Source organism: Mycobacterium sp. E1386, from assembly GCF_001672745.1.
Taxonomy (GTDB): domain Bacteria; phylum Actinomycetota; class Actinomycetes; order Mycobacteriales; family Mycobacteriaceae; genus Mycobacterium.
In genome coordinates this window covers 46,145-65,192 of record NZ_LZKH01000057.1, presented here as the reverse complement: position 1 = coordinate 65,192, position 19,048 = coordinate 46,145, and the positions used below count along the sequence as shown (strand labels likewise).

The 19,048-nt window shown below is 67.4% G+C and carries 22 protein-coding genes; 8 read left to right on the top strand and 14 right to left on the bottom strand.

Features of this window, described 5'->3' with window-relative positions:
* The coding region (locus A5709_RS06065; protein WP_156673239.1) for an NADP-dependent oxidoreductase at nt 1–524 on the top strand (524 nt) is incomplete at its 5' end.
* A gap of 2 nt (nt 525–526) precedes the next feature.
* Here the strand turns inward: A5709_RS06065 and A5709_RS06060 are convergent.
* A complete protein-coding gene (locus A5709_RS06060; protein ID WP_067946390.1) occupies nt 527–1,363 on the bottom strand; it encodes a class I SAM-dependent methyltransferase in 837 nt (278 codons plus the stop codon).
* Nucleotides 1,364–1,427: 64 nt separating this feature from the next.
* Nucleotides 1,428–2,084 (bottom strand): heme-binding protein, encoded by a 657-nt coding sequence (locus A5709_RS06055; protein ID WP_067946388.1) that lies wholly within the window; start codon nt 2,082–2,084, stop codon nt 1,428–1,430.
* Nucleotides 2,085–2,232: 148 nt separating this feature from the next.
* On the opposite strand from A5709_RS06055, the gene A5709_RS06050 reads away from it, so the two are divergent.
* On the top strand, nt 2,233–2,487 hold the full coding sequence (locus A5709_RS06050) for a hypothetical protein (RefSeq protein ID WP_068118781.1): 255 nt from the start codon (nt 2,233–2,235) through the stop codon (nt 2,485–2,487).
* Nucleotides 2,488–2,588: 101 nt separating this feature from the next.
* Here A5709_RS06050 and A5709_RS06045 read toward each other — a convergent pair whose 3' ends face one another.
* Genes A5709_RS06045 through A5709_RS06030 form a run of 4 tightly spaced genes read right to left on the bottom strand, consistent with a single transcriptional unit; the run spans nt 2,589 to nt 5,566 of the window.
* On the bottom strand, nt 2,589–2,999 hold the full coding sequence (locus A5709_RS06045; RefSeq protein ID WP_067944526.1) for a VOC family protein: 411 nt from the start codon (nt 2,997–2,999) through the stop codon (nt 2,589–2,591).
* Between the two features lie 9 nt (nt 3,000–3,008).
* Nucleotides 3,009–3,452 carry a helix-turn-helix transcriptional regulator gene (locus A5709_RS06040; RefSeq protein ID WP_068010270.1) on the bottom strand — a complete coding sequence of 148 codons (444 nt, stop codon included), beginning with the start codon at nt 3,450–3,452 and terminating at the stop codon, nt 3,009–3,011.
* Nucleotides 3,453–3,461: 9 nt separating this feature from the next.
* Nucleotides 3,462–4,364: an NAD(P)-dependent oxidoreductase gene (locus tag A5709_RS06035; RefSeq protein WP_068118776.1), complete on the bottom strand. Its 903-nt coding sequence runs from the start codon at nt 4,362–4,364 to the stop codon at nt 3,462–3,464.
* A gap of 17 nt (nt 4,365–4,381) precedes the next feature.
* Entirely contained in the window at nt 4,382–5,566 is a 1,185-nt protein-coding gene (locus A5709_RS06030; RefSeq protein ID WP_068010266.1) for an acyl-CoA dehydrogenase family protein, read from the bottom strand.
* A 111-nt stretch (nt 5,567–5,677) separates the two neighbouring features.
* On the opposite strand from A5709_RS06030, the gene A5709_RS06025 reads away from it, so the two are divergent.
* From A5709_RS06025 to A5709_RS06015, 3 genes are all read left to right on the top strand, one after another.
* The gene (locus A5709_RS06025) at nt 5,678–6,112 is read left to right on the top strand and encodes a hypothetical protein (protein WP_068118773.1); all 435 of its coding nucleotides are present in this window, start codon (nt 5,678–5,680) and stop codon (nt 6,110–6,112) included.
* A 64-nt stretch (nt 6,113–6,176) separates the two neighbouring features.
* Nucleotides 6,177–6,566: an NYN domain-containing protein gene (locus tag A5709_RS06020; RefSeq protein WP_068118800.1), complete on the top strand. Its 390-nt coding sequence runs from the start codon at nt 6,177–6,179 to the stop codon at nt 6,564–6,566.
* Complete coding sequence (locus tag A5709_RS06015; protein WP_068118770.1) at nt 6,563–7,537, top strand: nitronate monooxygenase family protein; 975 nt, start codon at nt 6,563–6,565, stop codon at nt 7,535–7,537. Before A5709_RS06020 ends, A5709_RS06015 begins: the two co-directional genes overlap by 4 nt.
* Nucleotides 7,538–7,651: 114 nt before the next feature.
* On the opposite strand, the gene tpx is transcribed toward A5709_RS06015, so the two are convergent.
* Nucleotides 7,652–8,146 carry a thiol peroxidase gene (gene tpx, locus A5709_RS06010; protein ID WP_068118767.1) on the bottom strand — a complete coding sequence of 165 codons (495 nt, stop codon included), beginning with the start codon at nt 8,144–8,146 and terminating at the stop codon, nt 7,652–7,654.
* A gap of 111 nt (nt 8,147–8,257) precedes the next feature.
* Here tpx and A5709_RS06005 point away from each other — a divergent pair, with 111 nt between their 5' ends.
* Together A5709_RS06005 and A5709_RS06000 are read left to right on the top strand one after the other, a co-directional pair.
* Complete coding sequence (locus A5709_RS06005; RefSeq protein ID WP_068010260.1) at nt 8,258–9,217, top strand: GlxA family transcriptional regulator; 960 nt, start codon at nt 8,258–8,260, stop codon at nt 9,215–9,217.
* Between the two features lie 31 nt (nt 9,218–9,248).
* Nucleotides 9,249–9,986 carry a DJ-1/PfpI family protein gene (locus A5709_RS06000; RefSeq protein ID WP_068118764.1) on the top strand — a complete coding sequence of 246 codons (738 nt, stop codon included), beginning with the start codon at nt 9,249–9,251 and terminating at the stop codon, nt 9,984–9,986.
* Here A5709_RS06000 and A5709_RS05995 read toward each other — a convergent pair whose 3' ends face one another.
* Nucleotides 9,987–10,463, bottom strand: a complete 477-nt coding sequence (locus A5709_RS05995; RefSeq protein ID WP_067944517.1) for a nuclear transport factor 2 family protein — start codon at nt 10,461–10,463, stop codon at nt 9,987–9,989.
* A 58-nt stretch (nt 10,464–10,521) separates the two neighbouring features.
* Between A5709_RS05995 and A5709_RS05990 the strand changes: the two genes are divergently transcribed.
* Nucleotides 10,522–11,292, top strand: a complete 771-nt coding sequence (locus A5709_RS05990; protein WP_068118762.1) for an SDR family oxidoreductase — start codon at nt 10,522–10,524, stop codon at nt 11,290–11,292.
* Between the two features lies 1 nt (nt 11,293).
* Here A5709_RS05990 and A5709_RS05985 read toward each other — a convergent pair whose 3' ends face one another.
* From A5709_RS05985 to A5709_RS05960, 6 genes are all read right to left on the bottom strand, one after another.
* Nucleotides 11,294–12,067 (bottom strand): YqjF family protein, encoded by a 774-nt coding sequence (locus A5709_RS05985; RefSeq protein WP_082973796.1) that lies wholly within the window; start codon nt 12,065–12,067, stop codon nt 11,294–11,296.
* Nucleotides 12,064–12,720: a hypothetical protein gene (locus A5709_RS05980; RefSeq protein WP_067944515.1), complete on the bottom strand. Its 657-nt coding sequence runs from the start codon at nt 12,718–12,720 to the stop codon at nt 12,064–12,066. The genes A5709_RS05985 and A5709_RS05980 overlap by 4 nt, the downstream gene beginning before the upstream one ends.
* 27 nt (nt 12,721–12,747) lie before the next feature.
* Nucleotides 12,748–13,419, bottom strand: a complete 672-nt coding sequence (locus A5709_RS05975) for a GAP family protein (RefSeq protein WP_067944529.1) — start codon at nt 13,417–13,419, stop codon at nt 12,748–12,750.
* An 8-nt stretch (nt 13,420–13,427) separates the two neighbouring features.
* On the bottom strand, nt 13,428–15,755 hold the full coding sequence (locus A5709_RS05970; protein WP_068118759.1) for an arylsulfatase: 2,328 nt from the start codon (nt 15,753–15,755) through the stop codon (nt 13,428–13,430).
* 92 nt (nt 15,756–15,847) lie between these two features.
* On the bottom strand, nt 15,848–17,080 hold the full coding sequence (locus tag A5709_RS05965) for a serine hydrolase domain-containing protein (RefSeq protein WP_068118795.1): 1,233 nt from the start codon (nt 17,078–17,080) through the stop codon (nt 15,848–15,850).
* Nucleotides 17,081–17,155: 75 nt separating this feature from the next.
* Nucleotides 17,156–18,991: a fatty acyl-AMP ligase gene (locus tag A5709_RS05960; protein WP_068118756.1), complete on the bottom strand. Its 1,836-nt coding sequence runs from the start codon at nt 18,989–18,991 to the stop codon at nt 17,156–17,158.
* Nucleotides 18,992–19,048: the final 57 nt, after the last annotated feature.

The window sequence follows — 19,048 nt, the reverse complement described above, 5'->3', positions numbered from 1 at the left end:
CGGTCGCCGGCCAACTCGCCAAGGCCGCCGGGGCTCGTGTCGTCGGGATCGCGGGTGGTCCCGAGAAGTGCGAGCTGCTCACCGACCAGCTCGGCTTCGACGCGGCCGTCGACCACCGCGCCGACGACTGGGCCGCCCAGCTGGCAGCGGCGACACCGAATGGCATCGACGTCGACTTCGAAAACGTCGGTGGCGACCTGATGGACGCGATCTTCGCGCGCCTCAACATCGGCGCCCGCGTCGCGCTGTGCGGCCTGATCTCCGGCTACAACGCGGCCGATCCCCCGCCGGGTCCGCGCGCGTTCGGCAACCTGCTCATTCAGCGCGCCACCTTGCAGGGTTTCATCGTGCTCGACCACTTCGGGCGCGCGCCCGAAGCGATGACGGAAATCGCGGGCCTGATCGAGGCCGGGAAGCTCACGCCGCTCGAGACCGTCGTCGAGGGCTTCGAGCAGCTCCCGACTGCGATCAACATGCTCTTCGACGGCAAGAACGTCGGCAAGCTGGTGGTCAAGGTCGGCTGACCTCAGCCGAATTCGAGTAGGGCGAAGACACCGCGATACGGCTTCGCGGGCGGGAAACGCCAAAACGCGGGATACAGCTTCCCAAAGAACAAGCCCCGTCCGGCGGGCATCGGTACGTCGTGCACCCCACGGATCCCCGGCACGGATTCCGCGAGCTTCGCCAGTTGACGCACCGAGAGGCTGAAGGGCATCGGCGGTACCCGGTAGCGCTTGGACGAACGCAGCCCCCTTCGCGCGACCTTCTTGACGATCGTGGGCGGTAGGTCGAAGAACATCCATCCGCCGGGAAAGCGCTTGGCGCACTGAGTAATCAGTCCCAGCGCCTCATTGGGCTGCAGGTACATCAGCAGTCCTTCGGCGGTGATGAACACGCCGTTGGCGGTGTCCACCTTGTCCATCCAGCTGTAGTCGAGGGCGGACTGCGCGAGGTGAGTGATCCGCGGCGAGGGCGGCAGCAGCCGTTGCCGAAGGTCGATGACCTCAGGCAAATCCACCGACAGCCAACTGAATTGTGCGCCGGGTAGCGCGCGGTCCAAGCGCCAGAAGGACGTCTGGAAACCTTCGGCAAGCGCGGCCACCGTCGCCCGGGGGTGCGCGGTCAGGTATTCGGTCGCACATCGGTCGATGGCCAGCGAGCGCAGCGCCATCTCCTGGCCTCTGCGCCCGAACTTTTCGAAGTCGAAGTCGAAGGACTCCACCAATTTGATGGCCATCGGATCGTCGATGATCGGGTCCGGGTGCCCGGCCTGGTATGCCCTGCCGTAGAGGGTCAGCAGCGCCGTTTCCGAAACACCGGTCAGCAGCCTGGCATCCACCTTCTGGCCGTGTCGATTCGTCATCACGCCAAACCGTAACCGGCTCAGCGCCGGATGTAGATGCCCACGCGCCGTCGGTGCCGAGCGGCTAGGCCGGTGCCGAAGCCGGATCGATCGGAATCGCGATCTCGTTGCGCCGCCGCATCGGCAGCGTCCAAGGCGGATCGTAGAACCAGGCCTCCGCCTCCCCGGTGGTCTTGATCCCGTTGTCCCGCAATGTTTTCAGGAGCTCATCGGTGCGAGATGCGACCGCCTTGGGGCTGCGATCACCGCTGAATCGCAGCACGGCTATGGTCGCGGGCGGCACGCTGACGAGGCGGACTCGATCATCTTTGGGCGCGGGAAGGGTCTCCATCGTCCACTTCTGCGGCATGAAGAACCGAATCACCCAGCCACTCTCGGGGCCGGCGGACTGGACGACGGGCGCGGTCATCGCGATCTGCTGGCCGGCCCGGCCCGGCTGCTGGCTGACGGGTGCCGTCATCGAGATCGATTCGTTGCCCCGATTGCCGCCGAATATGTATCCCGCCAGCCGTCGGAACCCCATGTCACGAGCGCGGTTTTCGTCGGCGTCGACTGTCGTCTCGGCGGCAATCCGCGGACCGTAGCGGCGTATCTCGACGCTGTCGGTGAGCGGATGGCGCGTGTATTTCGGTTCCTCGAGGCCAACGCGAATGCCTCCTACCGCCAGAACCGATTCGGCGACCTGCTCGGCGAGCTTGATCGGGTTCATCATCAGGACCATTTGACCGACTCAGCCCTGGGGGCGCAAGGGGTAAGGAGAAGGCGCGGCTTCCGCGCGTGGCGGGTTGGGATCGGTAGCCGATCCGGGGGTCTGTACTTGGCCCAACGACGACGCCAGTCCGGCGGCGCCCCACGAAAGGAAGTCAGAAATGAAGATCGTCCCGGCCAGCATCGAAGAGCAGATCAATCGGGTGGACCGGCAGCGCAGCCTCTACATCGGACTCAGCGCCGGCGCGGTGGCGCTGTGGAGCGCCTTCCGGCTGATCTGGGCCCTCTACATCGGGATGACATTCGGCTGGCTCCTGGGGTCGATGGTCTTCCAACTGGTGCTATGGGGCGTGATCGGTGCGGTCTCGGTGGTCGCGGCGGCCGGGTTCCTGACCCGCTACGCCAAGGGATCTTGACTCGTCCATCGGGCAGCGCGAAGTTCCGAACCTCATGGAGGTTCGGAACTTTTGCGTTCGGAGGTTAGAGCTGGGCCCGGTGCACGGACCGGATCGATTACCTAGCGCAGCTCTTGGATGCGGATCAGGTTGCCCGCGGGATCGCGGACCGCGCAGTCCCGCAGCCCGTACGGCTGTTCTGTCGGCTCCTGGACAATCTCGACGTCGCCGGCCTGCAGCTGCTCGAAGGTGCGGTCGAGATCCTTGGTCGCCAACAGCAACGTGGCGTAGCTGCCCTTGGCCATCATCTCGGCGATGGTGCGCCGCTCGTCTTCGGTGATGCCCGGGTTGGCGGCCGGCGGATTCAGGACGATCGACGTGTCGGGCTGGTTCGGGGGTCCCACGGTGATCCAGCGCATCTCGCCCTTTCCGACGTCGAGGCGGACTTCGAAACCGAGGGTGTCGCGGTAGAAGGCGAGCGAGGATTCCGGGTCGTCGTGTGGCAGGAAGCTGGAGTGAATCGTGATGTCCATGGGGTCAGGCTAAGCGGGCCCGGTGACCCGAGCTTCTCGATTCCTGATCGGTCTGGTCACCTGTTTGGCCACGCACGGCGGCATTCCGGCCAGCGCGTCGGCCCCCTGGCGCCGGTAGGTGCTCGGCGGCACGCCGACCAGTTCGGTGAAGCGAGTGCTGAAGGTGCCCAACGAGGAGCAGCCGACGGCGAAACACACGTCGGTGACGTTCAGGTCGCCACGGCGCAGCAGCGCCATCGCACGCTCGATGCGCCGTGTCATCAGATAGGAGTACGGCGACTCGCCGTAGGCGCGGCGGAATTCGCGGCTCAGGTGACCGGCGGACATGTGTACGTCGCGGGCGAGCGCCTCGACGTCCAGCGGCCGCGCGTACTCCCGATCGATCCGGTCGCGGACGCGGCGGAGCAGCGCGAGGGTGCGCAGGCGCTGCGCCGCGTCGGGTCCTTGGCGCACCGGTAATCCCTACGCGCCGACCAACTCTGGATGGAACTTGGCCGCCATCCGGCGCAGCCCGTCACGCCAGTCGACCGTCGTGCCGCCGATGAGCTCATGCATCCGGTCGCTGTCCGTGGGATTGCCGCGCAGCGCCTGCTCGCTCACCTCGAAAACCGGTTCCTTGCCCACCAGCGAGCCGAGGTAGCCACACCACTCCTGGATGCTGACCGTTTGGTCACCGCACCAGTTGACGGTGGTCGCCGGAACCGACGCCACCTCCAGCAGCTTCGGAATGGTCGCGATGATGTCGTCCTCGTGAATCGGGTTGTAGCGTGCGGGTTCACCGGGCGGCACCGGGATCGGGATGCCCGCCAGCATCATCTCCATGTGGTAGAACGGCCACCCGCCGTTGTCGCCGTAGGGGACGTTGAGCCGGGCGATGGTGGTGGGCACCCCGAGGGCCCGCGCCATCGACCGGGCGACGACCTCTCCGGCGATCTTGGAGATGGAGTAGGTGGGAAACAGACACTTGTGGTTGTCGCCGAGGGCGGCGGCCTCGGTTCGCGGATTGTCGTCCGGCGGGTCATAGACGGCGGCCGACGAACAATGCAGAAACGCCTTCGCGTCGCGGCAGTGCGCCATGAGCAGACCCACCGACTCCGCATTGGCGGCTAGGTCTTTGTCCCAATTCCCGCTCTTGGCTACCGCCAGGTTAAGGACGTACTCGAAATCGGTTGGCAGACTGGTGAAGTCACCGGCAGCCAGGTTGACCTGCTCGCAGCGGACACCCGCCTTCTCCAGGCCCTCCCGGGCTGCCGGATCGGTGAACCGGGCGATGCCCCATACCTCGTTGTCGGCCGCGAACGCCCGCGCAATGGGGGTCGCGATTTGACCGGTCGGGCCGGTGATCAGGATCTTTGAGCCGCGCATGCGCTGATAGTAGCGACTCAGAGCCCCGGTTGGTCGTCGATGATGCCGAGCCAGATCTGCGCGACGTCGATGGCGACTTTCTCACTGATGAAGGCGTGCTGCGTCCCGGTGTAGATGTCGCGGAAAGCCCGCTCCAAGCGAGTGCCCTCCCGGATCGAGCTGGTGCCCGCAACCAGGTGGGCCCACTCGGCGCAGCTTCGCGCGATGTCGGTGGCGTACACCGCCGCCACCCGCATGTCCGCGCGCAGCAACGGCGTCAGCTCCTCCCCCGAGGCCACCGCGGCCTCGGCGGTGGTGAACGCGTCGAGCACCAGCAGCCGAGCGGCCCGCCAGGCCGCGCGGTGGTGAGCCAGCCCCTTCTGGAAGGTCGGGCGGCTGGCCAGCGAAGCCATGTCACTCATCCGGAACTTCGTCGCCGCCAGCTCCTGGACGTCATCGAGCATGCTCTTGGCGACGCCCAGCGCCCACGACGCGTGGCCTGCGGCGGTGACCGGCATCAGCCCCATCCGGGTGGCCGGCGACGTCCCGCGATACGGCTCGCGCACGAAGAGCTCGAAGGTGCGGCTCGCCGGCACGAACACCTCCTGGGCGCTGTAATCATAGGAGCCGGTTCCCTTGAGCCCCTGGACAAACCAGCCGTCATTGAAGCTGATCTGATCCCGCGGAATCACCGCGACCCGCATCTCCGGGAAGCCCTCGCTGATCCAGCGCATTTCGCCGTTGTCCATGGGAAAGAACCCGGCCGCGACGTACTGGGAGTGCCCGATGCCCGAGCCGAAGTTCCACGACCCGCTCACCAGGTAGCCGCCATCGACGGCGGATCCCTGGCCGTTGGGAAAGAATTGGCCGCCCATCGTGACGCGGTTGTCGTGCGCGGTGAACACCTCGGCGAAACCCTCGTCGGGCAGGTACGCCGCGGCGGCGAAGGAGGACGGCAGGTTGGCGATGCCGACCCAACCGAAAGAGCCATCCTGCCAGGCCATTTCGATCCAGGTCTCGATCATCTCGGTGAACGACGGTTCCGCACCTCCCGCGGGGGCTGGGTTGAACGCGGACATCAGCCCGCTCGCCCACATCTCGTCGACGATCGCCGGGGTGAGGGTGCGCGCCCGCTCGGATTCTGCGGCCTCGGCGCGCACCAGGTCGCGCATCCCGCGGGCAAGCGAGACAACCCGGTCATCGGTGTCGGCTATCGACGTCATTCACCTGTCCCATCATCGCGACGGCATCAGCGGGAAACTGATATCGGTGACCGTACCAACCGCTTTCCGTTCCAAAAACGAAAATCGCGCCGCCGAATGCGAGAGGGCAGCATGATCAACACCATTGCCACGGTTGTCGTGGTAGCGCTCGGTTTGCACATCCTGGTCAAGTTCGCCTTTTTCGCGCTGCCGTATCGCCGGCGTCGCGCCTTGCTGGACAAGCAATACAGCGGCAGGGCTTCGGCGACGACCGCCTCTGATCGCGTGCTGCTGGGCTTCACCGTCGCAATCGCCGTGCTCGTGTTCTGGCGCGGTGTGGACTCCGTCAGTTTCCTTGGCGGATTGTGGATCGGTGCGACGCTCATCCAGTTGTACTTCCACCAGTTCCACCGCCCGGTACCGCCCGAGCGTGCCGCTCCATCCCAGACATCGCCGATCAAAGAAATGTCGTACGCCATCCAGGACGCGCCGTGGCGGCCGTGGCCTCAATTACTCATGCTGTCGGCACTGGTGGGGGCGAGCCTTATCGGGCTGTTCTGGAAGTGATGGCCGTGCAGCGGTCCGCGGAAGTTGCCGCGCCGCGGTCAGGTCTCGCCCTACCGTGGGGGACGTGCGGTGGATCGTGGACGGGATGAACGTGATCGGGAGCCGCCCGGACGGGTGGTGGAAGGAACGCGGTGGCGCCATGGTCGCATTGGTGGAGCACCTCGACCGATGGGCGGCCACCCATGGGGACCGCGTGACGGTCGTGTTCGAGCGGCCGCCGTCGAGCGCCATTCCCGCATCGGTGATCGAGATCGCGTACGCGCCCCGGGCGGCCGCGAACTCCGCCGATGACGAGATCGTCCGCCGCGTCCAGGCCGACCCCCAGCCGCACGACATTCGGGTGGTGACGTCCGACAATGGGCTGAGCGATCGCGTAGTCGGTCTGGGCGCCTCGGTCCACCCCGCTGCGAGCTTCCGCGACCTCATCGACCCCCGAGGACCGCGAGCCTCATGAACGCCGGCCGCAGCGGCGCCGCAGTGAACCGCGTTTGCGCAGCCGCCGGGATCGACATCCCGATCATTCAGGCGCCGATGACCTATATCGCCGGTGCCCAGCTGGCCGCCGCGGTGTCCAACGCGGGCGCGCTGGGCGTCATCGAGACCACATCCGAGCAGGGCCGGGCCGACCTGCGGCGAGTCCGCGACCTCACCGACCGTCCGGTGGGCGCGAACATAGCGCTGATCATGAACCGCGACCCGGCCACCGTGGATCTGTTGGTAGCCAACGACATCCGTTTCGTCACCACATCGGCCGGCGATCCGGCGCTGTTCATCGGCCGGCTCCACGATGCCGGCATCACCGTGTTCCATGTGGTGGGCACCCTCGCTGCGGCCCGGAAAGCGGTCGACGCCGGAGTGGACGGGCTCGTGGTTGAGGGCGTCGAGGGCGGCGGGTTCAAGAACCGATTCGGTGCGTCGACCATGGTGCTGCTGCCGCTGGTGGCGGCCGAGGTCGACGTGCCGATCGTGGCGGCGGGAGGGATTTGCGACGCGCGCTCGATGGCGGCCGCCTTCGTTCTCGGCGCCGAGGGCGTGCAGATGGGCACGCGGCTGCTGGCCTCGGCGGATTCTCCGGTGCACGGCAACCTCAAGCGGGCGGTCGTCGCCGCCGATGAAACCTCCACCGTGCTCCTCCCCCTCGACGGCAAACGCATGATGCGGGTGATCCGGACGGCCGCCGCCGAAAGGCTGGACACCGCAACGTCTTCCGGCGACGGCGCCGCGGCGCTGCAACGGGTGCAGCGGCTGTATTTCGACGGGGACATGGACGCCAGCGTCGCCAACACCGGTCAGGTGGCAGGGCGGATCCAGGACACCCCGCCGGCCGCCGAGATCATCGAGCGGATGTGGGCGGGATGCGGCGAAGCGCTGGCGGCCACCGCGGACCGACTCGGGTCGCCGGGGGTTAGCTCGGGCGACTCCTGACGTCGAAGACGACCTGTTCGCCTTCGACCTTGGAACAGCTCACAGCGCCGGGCATTGGCAGCGCGCAAACAGCGCCTGGACGCGCGCTCGGGCAAACGCTGTCGGCGGACCGGGTCAGCCCGCCGCGGCCAGTGCCGCGTCGTAGTCGGGCTCCTGGGCGATCTCGGGGACCAACTCGGTGTAGGTGACCTTCCCGTCGGCGCCGACCACGACGATGGCCCGGGCCAGCAGACCGGCCATCGGCCCGTCGTTGATGGTGACGCCGTAGTCCTCGCCGAAGCTGCTGCGGAACGCCGAGCCCGTCTTGACGTTGTCGATGCCCTCCGCCCCGCAGAACCGCGCGAACGCGAACGGCAGGTCTTTCGACACGCACACCACCGTGGCCCCGCTGGCGGCGGCGCGCTCGTTGAAGGTCCGGACGCTGGCCGCGCACACCGGCGTGTCCACGGACGGGAAGATGTTGAGCACCACGGCTTTACCGCCAAGCTGGTCGCTACTGACCGCCCCCAGGTCGCCGCCGGTCAGGCTGAAGGCCGGCGCCGGGGATCCCACGGCAGGCAGCTCGCCGACGGTGTTGATCGGGTTTCCACGCAACGTTATCTGTGCCATGCGGACAGTCTGCCAAGCCCGCCGAGCATGCCATAGGCCAGGTCCCCATGTCCTAATTGGTGGGTTACAGGGCGTAGACGACATGCCGGGCCGTGCCGAACACTTGAGTTCATGACTCGCAAGGTCGTCATCGCCGGCTTTCCCGGCGTGCAGGCGCTCGACGTGGTGGGACCGCACGACGTCTTCGCCGGTGCATCGCTGCTGACCGGGGGCGGGTACGACGTTGTGGTGGGCTCGGTCGACGGGCAGGCGATCACCACACCGACCGGGCTGGGCTTCGTCGCGGCGCCGCTGCCGGACCCGAACGATCCCAGCGAGAAGATCGACACGGTGGTGCTGCCCGGCGGCGGAGGTGTCGAGGCGGCCCGGTCGGATGCCGAGCTGATCGGCTGGATCAAGGCCGTCGCCGGAAACGCCCGCCGCGTGGTCACCGTCTGCACCGGCGCGTTCCTGGCGGCCGAGGCGGGCCTGCTGGACGGGCAGCGGGTCACCACACACTGGGCCTTCGCCGGGCGGTTGGCCCGTGAATTCCCGGCGATCGACGTCGACGCCGATCCGATTTTCGTTCGCAGCTCGGACACCGTATGGACGGCCGCGGGTGTCACCGCGGGGATCGACCTGGCGCTCTCGCTGGTCGAAGACGACCACGGCACCGAGGTTGCGCAGACGGTCGCCCGCTGGCTGGTGCTGTATCTGCGCCGCCCCGGCGGGCAGACGCAGTTCGCGGCGCCGGTGTGGATGCCGCGCGCCAAACGGAACGCGATCCGCGCGGTGCAGGAGGCCATCGAGGCGGAACCGGGCGGCGAGCACAGCGTCGACGAGCTGGCCCGCCGCGCGGCGATGAGCCCGCGGCACTTCACCCGCGTGTTCACCGCGGAGGTCGGCGAGGCGCCCGGCCAGTACGTGGAGCGCATCCGCACCGAGGCCGCACGCCGTCAGTTGGAGGAGACCGACGACACCGTCGTCGCGATCGCCAGCCGCTGCGGCTTCGGCACCGCGGAAACCATGCGGCGCAACTTCCTTCGCCGGGTCGGCATTCCGCCGGACCAGTACCGCAAGGCCTTCGCCTGACACTGACGCCTGAAACCGAAAGGACGACACCATGAACCAGATCGCGATCGTGACCTATCCGGGATTCACCGCGCTCGACATGATCGGCCCGTACGAGGTGCTGCGCAATCTGCCGGACACCGAGGTGCGGTTCGTCTGGCACGAGGCGGGGCCGATCACCGCGGACTCCGGTGTGCTAGTCATCGGGGCCACCCATTCGCTGGCCGAAACACCGTCGCCCGACGTGATTCTGGTGCCAGGCGGCCCGTCGACCCCGGTGCATGCCCGCGACGAGGCGCTGCTGGACTGGCTGCGGCGGGCGCATCGGAGCGCCCGATGGACGACGTCGGTGTGCTCCGGGTCGGTGATCCTTGCGGCGGCCGGGCTGCTCGAAGGCCGGCGCGCGACGTCGCACTGGCTGACCGTCCCGGCCCTGATGGCCTTCGGCGCCGTTCCGGTGGGCGACGAGCGAATCGTGCACCAGGGCGACGTCGTCACCTGCGCGGGGGTCTCGGCGGGACTCGACATGGCGCTCTGGCTGGCCGGCGAGATCGGCGGCGAAGGTAGGGCCAAGGCGATCCAGTTGGCAATCGAATACGACCCTCAGCCGCCGTTCGACTCCGGCCATCTGTCGAAGTCGTCGGCGACCACGAAGGCGGCCGCGACCGCGCTGCTGTCCAGAGACAGTGTGAAGCCGGCCAACGTGAAGGCGGCCACGATGCTGGCGTGGGAGCAGGCGCTGGCGGCCGTGCGGTCGCGGCGGCGGGGGCGACAGCCGGTGACCAGTTAGTCAGGCGCCGGGCTGCAGGATTTCGTCGGACGCGAGCCGGCCGCCGGCCTGCAGCCAGGCGGCCACCACCCCGGGCGCATCCCGGTTGGGGTTGTAGATGTCCTCCTCGCTGGAGAACAACCCGTCCCCCGCGTAGACCAGCCGAGTCCAGTTCGGAAACCAGAAGGGTTCGCCCTTGGGGTCCGTCGGATGGTCGAGCAGATTCTTGATCATCACGACGACGGCGTCGTTGTCTTCGTCGTAGGCGGTCCAGTCGGACGGAAATCGCATGTGCGGGAACGGTGCCATGACCGCGACGATCCAGTCCCGCACCGCCTCGCGGCCATGAAACACCCCGTAGTGGTGTTCGGTGTAGACGACATCCTCGGTGAAGAGATCGGCGAACGGTCGCCAGTCGCCCGAGGCGCTGCACCCCTCCACTACCCGCGTGTAGTTCTCGACGGCTTGCTCGATTTCTGCCCTGGTGAATTTGCCCATGGCGGACACACTAGAACGTGTTTCGGTTACAGGTCGCTCGTCTGGATAGGGATATGGCATGAACGTCTTGAAGTTGTTCGATCTGCGCGGCAAGCGGGCGCTGGTAACTGGGGCATCCAGCGGCATCGGCCAAAAGGTGGCGCAGGCATATCTGCAAGCGGGCGCCGACGTCGCCATCGCGGCGCGGCGAGCCGAGGGTCTGGAACGGGTGGCCCGGGAGATCGCGGCTGACGGCGACGGCAAGGTTGTGCCCGTTCGCTGCGACGTGACCCAACCCGATCAGGTGACCGAGATGCTGGAGCTGGTGAACGCGGAGTTGGGTGGCGTCGACATCGCGGTCTGCAACGCCGGCATCATCACCGTGAACTCGATGCTGGACATGTCGCCCGAAGAATTCGAGCGGATCCAAAGCACCAATGTCACAGGCGTTTTCCTTACTGCGCAAGCGGCGGCCAGGGCGATGGTCCGGCAGGGCCATGGCGGCGCGATCATCACCACGGCCTCCATGTCGGGCCACATCATCAACGTGCCGCAACAAGTGGGCCACTACTGCACGTCCAAAGCGGCGGTAATTCACCTGACCAAGGCCATGGCCGTGGAGTTGGCTCCGCACAACATCCGGGTCAACAGCGTTAGCCCGGGCTACATCCTGACCGAACTCGTGGAGCCGTTGACGGAATATCACCGGCTGTGGGAGCCGAAGATCCCGCTCGGGCGGATCGGCCGCCCCGAAGAACTGATCGGCCTGTACCTCTACCTGGCGAGCGAGGCTTCCAGCTACATGACCGGTTCGGACGTCGTGATCGACGGCGGCTACACCTGTCCGTAGGTCATGCGACGACGACGCGGCGGCCGAAACGGGCTCGCACGCCGGGCGAGAACAGCGCCCGCAACGGTTCTCCCGCCGGGCGAACCATGCTGGCCGCCACCAGCTCGTCGTGCATGTCGACGACGTCGGCCGCGTGCAGTGGCCAGGTTTCGTGTTCGTTGGGTATCCACCAGGTGTGGCCGGCGGTGCGGGTGTGCGCGCCCCATCGGGCGGTGAGCCAGATTTCCAGCGGTGTCGGTTTCACCGGGGCGCCGATGGCGACCTCGATTCGGCTGCGCAGGCCGCGGCGGGGCCACCGGCGCACGCTGTCATAGGTGATGCGGTCGCCGTGCCGTTGCGTCCGCATCTTCGCCCAGGTGTAGGGGACGCCGAGGCCGACCCGGGTGACCGGCACGACCGCGAGACGCGCCGTCTCCAGCGACCGGAACAGCACGCCATGCCTGCCGGCGTCGTCGACCGAATACAGCCGGACATTCGTCTCCGGGAAGCTGCCGAAGTACGGAAGTCGCAGCACCGAGCCAACTTTGGTGCTGTCCATGACGAATGGGACCAACCCGACGTAGGTCATCCCGTCGGCGAAGACGTCGGGCCGGGTACCTGGCGGGTACATCGTCTCGACGGCGTCGGGCCGCACCGGCCAATGGATGAAAGTCAGGTCCCGCCAGCACTGGTCGAAGGCGATGGGACCGCGAAGCGGCGGCGGGATCACCGGGTATCCCTCGAGGCCCTGGCCGTCGCCGGGTTCGGGCGCCGGCGCCCCGGGAGCCGTCGTCATCCCTCCAACTCCCCAAATACCTTTCGTTCGATGCCGGCTTGCGTGGTGGCCGGCAAGACGACGAGGCCCTCGAGTTCCTGACGCGCCAACTCATAGGCCTGCCGTCGTTCCTGCGCTGTCGCGGCGGCATCCGACGCCACGCGTAACAGATTCTGAGCGCGCGCGATCCGCTGCTGGTCCGCCCTGGAGAAGTCGGTGCGGCGTCTGCGTATCGCTTCCGTCTCGGCGGCGTGGAAGGCGGTCACGTAATCCTCGACGGCGGCCCGGTACTGAGCGGCGGTGTCGCGGTCGTCGAGGAGGTCTTCGGCCTTGGTCGGGCGCAGGAAGTCGGCGCGGAGCTTGGCTTTGTGGAAGGCGACGGTGAGCGGATCGCGCATGTCCGTCATGAGCGGAAAGTCGAGCAGTTTGGCCACGTCGAGTTCATACTCGAGCCAGCGGGCGTCGGTACGGCTGTGCTCCTCGAGGACGCGGCGCAGCGACCGCCACTGCGCGACGTGATTGTCGCCGGTGTCCGGTGTTTCCGTCCGCTCGATCCGCGGCGGTTGTTCGGCCGGCCGACGGTTGGCGCTGAACGCTCGCACCGCGGCGATTGTCGCCCCGGCCAGGGGCAGGATCACGATCAACAGCTCCGCCAACCGGATGAGTAAACCCACACGGCCAGGATGCCACTCGCGCAGCGGCTACAGAATCCCGAAGCCGCGCAGGGCTTTTATCCCGAACCAGATCCCGAAAACCACCCCGGCGACGATCAGGATGGGCCGGTCGTGCGCCTGCAGCCAGCGCAACGCCCGGTCCAGGAGGGAGCGTGACCGCTGCGGAGAAAATGCCGCCGCACCCACGATGCTCAGATTCACGCTCGCCGCAAGCGCCACGAAGAGAACGTATGAACCGATATTGGCGGGCCTGCTGAGGTTCGCATCGCCGATGACGCTGATCGCCGCCAGCGTGAATACCCAGGCTTTCACCGACACGGTGATGACACCGGCGCCGATGAGGAAGGCCTTGCCGGGCGTGGCCGACGTCAGCGCGGTCATCCACTTCGGTGGCGGGGCGTTGGGATCATCGTCGCTGAACAGCTCTCGCGCCGCGGTAACCAGAAACAGCAGGGCCACCACCAACAGCACGGTCGACACGATCCAGTGGTGTGGGTGATTCGAGTCGGCTTCGCGCTTTCCCCAATGCAGAATCGTGCCGAAGATGAGTCCTTGCAGCAGGCGTGTGCTGACGTGCCCGGCCACCCAGGCGCCGGCCGCTCGCACACGCGACGGGGTGCCCAACAACATGATCGTGATGACGATCTCGATCGGTTCGAGTGCGCAGCCAAGGATCAATGGGACGAGGCTGCCCCACATGGCGAGCACTATTGCGCTCCCAGCGCCGCGCGCATCTCCGCCTCGGCGATCGCCGCGGCCAGATCAGCGGGCTGTGGGCGCACGGTGGCGTCGATTCGGTCGATACGCCCCGTGAAGCGGAAGTCGTGCCCGTACGGCGCAACCGGGGAGCTGGTGTCGGTGCCGACGTCCAAGGTCTCGCCGCTCATCGAGAACCGGAACGGCACCGTCCGCTCGACGCGGCTGCCGGCGACCACGGCGTCATCGACGCGCAGTGACACCGAGGCGCCCTTGCCCAGTCCACCGCCGTCGTAGTCGAACGAAAGCCCCAGTGCGACTGGGCCTTCCGGTAGTGGTTCGGGGGCTTTCACGGTGGTTAGCTCGTGACCGACGTAGTTGTAGGAAAAATGCGGAATCCCGTCCTGCAGGTACAAACTCCACCCGGCCATCGCCCCGCCCATGCTGATTACCACGCCCCGACCGCCGCCCTTAGGTATGGTCAGCTGCGCCCGCAGCTCGAACGAGGTGCTGGTGTAGCTCAGCGTCACGGGTTCGGGGATCCGCACTTGCCCGGCGTAGTAGGTGACCGAGGTGCGCTCGCCCAGCAGGCTTGGCCGGTTGGCGGGCAGCGCGCGGGCCAGTGTCGCGTCGCTGAGCGGGTAGACGTCGTATTTGCGCGCTTCGGTATCGAAGACGGCCTGCAGTTCCGCGAGCTTGTCGGGGCATTGTGCGGCAAGGTCGACGCCTTGGCTGAAGTCACCCGCCAGGTGGTAGAGCTCCCAGCGTTCAGCATCCCCGAATGGGGTTGCCCGTTGGGTGCGGACCCAGGGCAGTCGACCGTGAAAGCATGAGGCGATCCAGCCGTCGTGGTACACGGCGCGATTGCCGAAGATTTCGAAGTACTGCGTGGTTCGCCGACTGGCCGCGGTCGCGTCGTCGAACGAGTACCGCATGCTGACACCTTGGATCGGCTTCTGTTCGACGCCGTTGACGCGCGCCGGCATCTCGATGCCAGCGGCTTCGAGGATCGTGGGGACGATGTCGATGACGTGGTGGAACTGGCTGCGCTGCTCGCCAGCCGCCGTGATGCCCTGCGGCCAGGAGATCGCCAGCCCGTTACGGGTTCCGCCGAAATGCGACGCCACTTGTTTCATCCACTGAAACGGTGCGTCGAGCGCCCACGCCCAGCCGACGTTGTAATGGTTTTCGCACCGGGGGGTGCCGAAGTCGGCGATGTGAGTCAGCAGCCATTCGGGGTCTTCCGGCAGGCCATTTTGAAATGCCGGTGAGCTCCACGCACCGTGTATCGTTCCTTCGGCGGACGCGCCGTTGTCGCCGCACAGGTAAATGAATAGCGTGTTGTCCCATTGCCTCAACTCGTCTATGGCGTCGATGACCCGCCCGATCTGGGCGTCGGTGTGGGCCAAAAATCCTGCGTAGACCTCCATCAGGCGGCGGGCCACCGGCTTGTAGCGATCGTCGTAGTCCGCCCATGCGGGTATTTGCTCGGGTCGTGGCGTCAGGCGGGCACCGGATGGAATGATGCCCATTTCAAGCTGGCGGGCATATGTTCGCTCCCGCAAGGCATCCCAGCCGTCGTCGAACTGGCCGGCGAAGCTATCCGACCATTCCGGCCATACCTGGTGGGGACTGTGGGTCGCGCCGGGCGCGAGGTACAGAAAGAACGGCTTGTCCGGTGCCGAGGTCTTCTGCAGCCGGATCCAGTCGATCGCCTTGTCGGCGAGGTCTTCGGTCAAGTGGTAGCGGTCGCGGCCGAGGTACGGCTCCACCGGTGTGGTTTGGTCGTAAAGCGCGGGTTCGTACTGGGAGGTGTCCCCGCCCAGGAATCCGTAGAAGCGCTCGAAGCCGAGTCCAGTTGGCCAGCGGTCGAACGGTCCCGCGGGGCCGATCTCCCATGTCGGCGTGAAATGTGCCTTACCGAACAAAGCCGTGCTGTAGCCGCTCATCCGCAGCACCTCGGCGACGGTAGCTGTGCTCTGCGGTATCACGCTGTCGTAACCCGGTAATCCGTAGGCGATCTCGCAGATGGTGCCCATGTGCGCGCTGTGATGGTTGCGCCCGGTCAGCAGGGCGGCGCGCGTCGGAGAGCACAATGCGGTGGTGTGGAATTGGTTGTAGCGCAACCCGGCACCGGCGACACGGTCGAGGGCCGGTGTCGCAACGGGGCCGCCGAACGTCGTTGCGGCGCCGAATCCGACGTCGTCCAGCAATACGACCACGACGTTGGGCGCCCCGGCCGGCGGGTGGACGATCGAGGGTTTGATCGGTGTGGAATCGCCTGCAGAGGGGCGGATGACCCCGCTGAAACGTTCATTGCCGCGGGGTAGGTCGGCCATCGCGCCTCCTGATGCTGGTTAAGCTGGTTCCCGGCCGTCCCCCATGCAACTTCGGCGCTTTCACCGTAGCGGGCGGCGAATTCTCGTCGGCATCACGTCTGCGGTCGCACTCCGAGGACGTCGCGAAACAGCGCCTGCCGCAACGCGAGTTCGCGCGGGTCACTCCAGAGGTGAAAACCCAGCCGGTTCATGACGTACGCGAAGCCGATGCCGGTGTCAGGGTCGGCGCAGCCGAAAGAGCCGCCGAAGCCGGGAGTCCCGAAGGCGCGTCCCGAAGAACCGAATGCGAAGTGCGGCAACGGTTTACAGAAGCCCAGCGAATACGCCACGTCGACGTTCATCACCTTGTCGCGGATGCCCTGGCTCGGCGAGAGCGCCGGCGCCGTAAGGGCCGCGACGGTGTCGGCGCCGAGGCCGAGCTCGGCTCCCCCGGTTGCCGCGCTGCCGTACATGCGCGCCACCGACCGGGGGGTGCCGATGCCGTTGGCCGACGGAATCTCGACCGCCCGAACGTCCTCGCGGTTGTAGTCACCGTTGAACGGGTTGACGCCGCGCGGGACCGCGATCGCGCGGGCGGTCAGGCCGACCGGGTTGAGCGAGGCGCCCACGAATCCCGGTGGCATGACGTTCAGGTGTAGCAGCGTTTCGGCGCGCACCCAGTTGTGCACGTGCGCGACCCGCTCGCGGTTGACCGAATCCGGCAGGCCGATGTGCAGGTCGAGCCCCAGCGGCCGGACGATTTCGTCGGCCATGAAGCGGCCCAGCGTGCGGCCGGCCGGGTCCGTCCGGCGGATCAGCTCGGATTCGTACCAGCCCAGCGTGATCGCGTGGTAACCGTGCCGCGAACCCGGTCGCCACGCCGGCGCCTGCGCCGCCAGGATGGGTGAGAGCCTGGCCGGGTCGGCGACGTCGGCCAGCGCCGGCTTCGGTTTGAGCGCGCACAGGCCGGCCTGATGCCCCAGGAGTTGGCGGACCGTCACGTCGCCCTTGCCCGCCCGCGCGAATTCCGGCCAGTAATCGGCCACCTTGGCGTCATAGGAGATGAGTCCTCGGGACACCGCGACGGCCACGACCAGGGCGGCGACCCCTTTGGTCGTCGAGAACATGTTGACCATGGTGTCGGCCTGCCAGGGTTGTTTGGCCAACCCGTTCCGGTAGCCGCCCCACAGGTCCACGACCTTGACCCCATCGCGGTAGACGGCGACGGCCGCGCCGACTTCAGCACTGTCGCGGAAACTCGCGCGAAAGGCGTCGGCGACCTTTCCATAGCCGGCATCCACGTCGCCGCCGATCAGGTCCGCCGACACCGCAACCTTGAGCACCATCGTCACGCCTCCGAAAGGAGACTAAGCCAGCGGCGGACGCGAGCAGCGCTTTTCGGGCCGTCTCATCCCAGCGGGTCAGTGGGCGCCCAGACTGCCGCTCAGGTACTGGGCGCGGCAGGCCCGGCGCGCCAGCTTGCCGCTGGTGGTGCGGGGAATCGCGCCCGCCGGCAGGAAACACACCTCGGTGACCGGCAGCCCGTGGCGGCGCATGACCGCGGCCCCGATGGCCTCGATGGCCGGCCGCGGGTCGGCGCGGCTGGTGCCCGTCGCCCGCTCGGCGATGATCACGAGTCGCTGATCGGCCTCCTCGCCCGGCACGGCGAAGGCGGTCACGTATCCGCGCCGCACCAGCGGGGACGCTTCGGCGACGGTCGCCTCGATGTCCTGCGGGTAGTGGTTGCGGCCGCCGATGGTGACCATGTCGGCGGTCCGACCGGTGACGTAAAGCTCGCCGTCGACATAGGTGCCCAAGTCCCCGGTCCGCAACCACGGGCGATCGAGGAGCGAGCCTTCGGCGTGGCTGGCGTCGGCGAGCCGCGATCGCAACCGGGCGCCGAACGCTCGCCCGGTTTCGTCGGGCAGTCCCCAGTAGCCCCGGCCGACATTGTTGCCCTGCACCCAGATCTCGCCGACCCGGCCGTCGGGCAGTTCGGTCCCGGTGGCCGGGTCGACGATTACGGCCCATTCGCTGCGGCCCACCTGGCCGCAGGAGACCTGTGCCACGGCTTCGGGGTCGTCCGGCGCGACCCGCACCGCGCGACCGGCGCCCAGTTCCTCGCGGTGGAAGTAGGCGGGGGTCGCCTCGGCGGTGGGCGCGATGGTCGCGACGAACAGGGTGGCCTCGGCAATGCCGTATGAGGGCTTGAACGCCGTCGGTGGCAATCCGTACGGGGAGAACGCCTTGTTGAAGGCGGTGATCGCCTCGATGCGGACGGGCTCGGACCCGATGATCAGCACCACCTTGCTCAGGTCGACATCATCGCCCGGCGCGGGCACTCCCCGCTGGGCGGTCCATTCGTAGGCGAAGTTCGGCGCCGCGGTGACGGCCCGGCCTGTCTCGGCCGACAGGGCTTTGATCCAGCGTTGCGGCCTGCGGACGAACGCGGCCGGCGACATCAGCGTGGAGTGTCCGCCGTATACCGCCGGGAAGCCGATCATCGATAACCCCATGTCGTGGTAGAGCGGCAACCAGCTCACGCCGTGGGTGTTGCGGTCCAACAGGTCAATCGAAAGGATCATCTGCACGAGGTTGGTGCCGACCGCGCGGTGCGTGATCTCGACGCCGACCGGGGGCCGCGTCGAGCCCGATGTGTACTGCAGGTGAGAGACGTCGTCGTGGCGTAACTCGGTGCGGGCGAACGAATCCCGATCCGAGTCGGGGATCTCGTCGATGACGATGACCCGGGGCCGGTGCGGTTGCGGGAGGGTGCTCAAGAACTCCTCGACCGCGTTCCGCGCCGCCGATGTGGTCAACACGGCCGTCGGCCGCGAATCGCGCAGGGCGGTGTTCAGGCGTTGCGCGTGGCCGGGCAACTCGGGCGCGAACAATGGCACCGCAATGGTTCCCGCCTTGATCGCCGCATAGAACCCCATCACGTAGTCGAGGCTCTGCGGCGCCAAGACGGCGACCCGCTCACCATGGCCGGCGACCTGTTGGACGCGCGCGCCGATGGCTTCCAGCCGGACACCGAACTGGTTCCACGTCACCTCTTCGACGAGTCCGTCGGCCGAACGGTTGAAGTCCAAGAAGCGGTACGCCACGGTGTCACCGACGTTCGCGATGTTGCGGTCGATGAGCGAGATCAGCGTGACGTCCGGCGGCACCACGATGTTGCCCTGGGCATCCAGGCAGTCCTCGATTTCGAGCAGGCCGGGGACGGCTTTGGCGCGCTGCCGGGAACCGAACTCCATGGCCCCACTGTAGGCACCGCCGCCGTGCCGCGGACGTGTTCGTCGGCACGCCAATCG

Excerpts from the sequence above, each read along its gene's own strand:
- A5709_RS05985 (WP_082973796.1), bottom strand. The coding sequence starts at position 12,067 with ATGACGACGGCTCCCGGGGCGCCGGCGCCCGAACCCGGCGACGGCCAG.
- A5709_RS05990 (WP_068118762.1), top strand. The coding sequence starts at position 10,522 with ATGAACGTCTTGAAGTTGTTCGATCTGCGCGGCAAGCGGGCGCTGGTA.
- A5709_RS06035 (WP_068118776.1), bottom strand. The coding sequence starts at position 4,364 with ATGCGCGGCTCAAAGATCCTGATCACCGGCCCGACCGGTCAAATCGCG.
- A5709_RS06005 (WP_068010260.1), top strand. The coding sequence starts at position 8,258 with ATGACTCGCAAGGTCGTCATCGCCGGCTTTCCCGGCGTGCAGGCGCTC.
- A5709_RS05975 (WP_067944529.1), bottom strand. The coding sequence starts at position 13,419 with ATGTGGGGCAGCCTCGTCCCATTGATCCTTGGCTGCGCACTCGAACCG.
- tpx (WP_068118767.1), bottom strand. The coding sequence starts at position 8,146 with ATGGCACAGATAACGTTGCGTGGAAACCCGATCAACACCGTCGGCGAG.
- A5709_RS06060 (WP_067946390.1), bottom strand. The coding sequence starts at position 1,363 with ATGACGAATCGACACGGCCAGAAGGTGGATGCCAGGCTGCTGACCGGT.
- A5709_RS05995 (WP_067944517.1), bottom strand. The coding sequence starts at position 10,463 with ATGGGCAAATTCACCAGGGCAGAAATCGAGCAAGCCGTCGAGAACTAC.
- A5709_RS06055 (WP_067946388.1), bottom strand. The coding sequence starts at position 2,084 with ATGGTCCTGATGATGAACCCGATCAAGCTCGCCGAGCAGGTCGCCGAA.
- A5709_RS06000 (WP_068118764.1), top strand. The coding sequence starts at position 9,249 with ATGAACCAGATCGCGATCGTGACCTATCCGGGATTCACCGCGCTCGAC.
- A5709_RS06025 (WP_068118773.1), top strand. The coding sequence starts at position 5,678 with ATGATCAACACCATTGCCACGGTTGTCGTGGTAGCGCTCGGTTTGCAC.
- A5709_RS05970 (WP_068118759.1), bottom strand. The coding sequence starts at position 15,755 with ATGGCCGACCTACCCCGCGGCAATGAACGTTTCAGCGGGGTCATCCGC.
- A5709_RS06045 (WP_067944526.1), bottom strand. The coding sequence starts at position 2,999 with ATGGACATCACGATTCACTCCAGCTTCCTGCCACACGACGACCCGGAA.
- A5709_RS05960 (WP_068118756.1), bottom strand. The coding sequence starts at position 18,991 with ATGGAGTTCGGTTCCCGGCAGCGCGCCAAAGCCGTCCCCGGCCTGCTC.
- A5709_RS06015 (WP_068118770.1), top strand. The coding sequence starts at position 6,563 with ATGAACGCCGGCCGCAGCGGCGCCGCAGTGAACCGCGTTTGCGCAGCC.
- A5709_RS06030 (WP_068010266.1), bottom strand. The coding sequence starts at position 5,566 with ATGACGTCGATAGCCGACACCGATGACCGGGTTGTCTCGCTTGCCCGC.
- A5709_RS06050 (WP_068118781.1), top strand. The coding sequence starts at position 2,233 with ATGAAGATCGTCCCGGCCAGCATCGAAGAGCAGATCAATCGGGTGGAC.
- A5709_RS05965 (WP_068118795.1), bottom strand. The coding sequence starts at position 17,080 with ATGGTGCTCAAGGTTGCGGTGTCGGCGGACCTGATCGGCGGCGACGTG.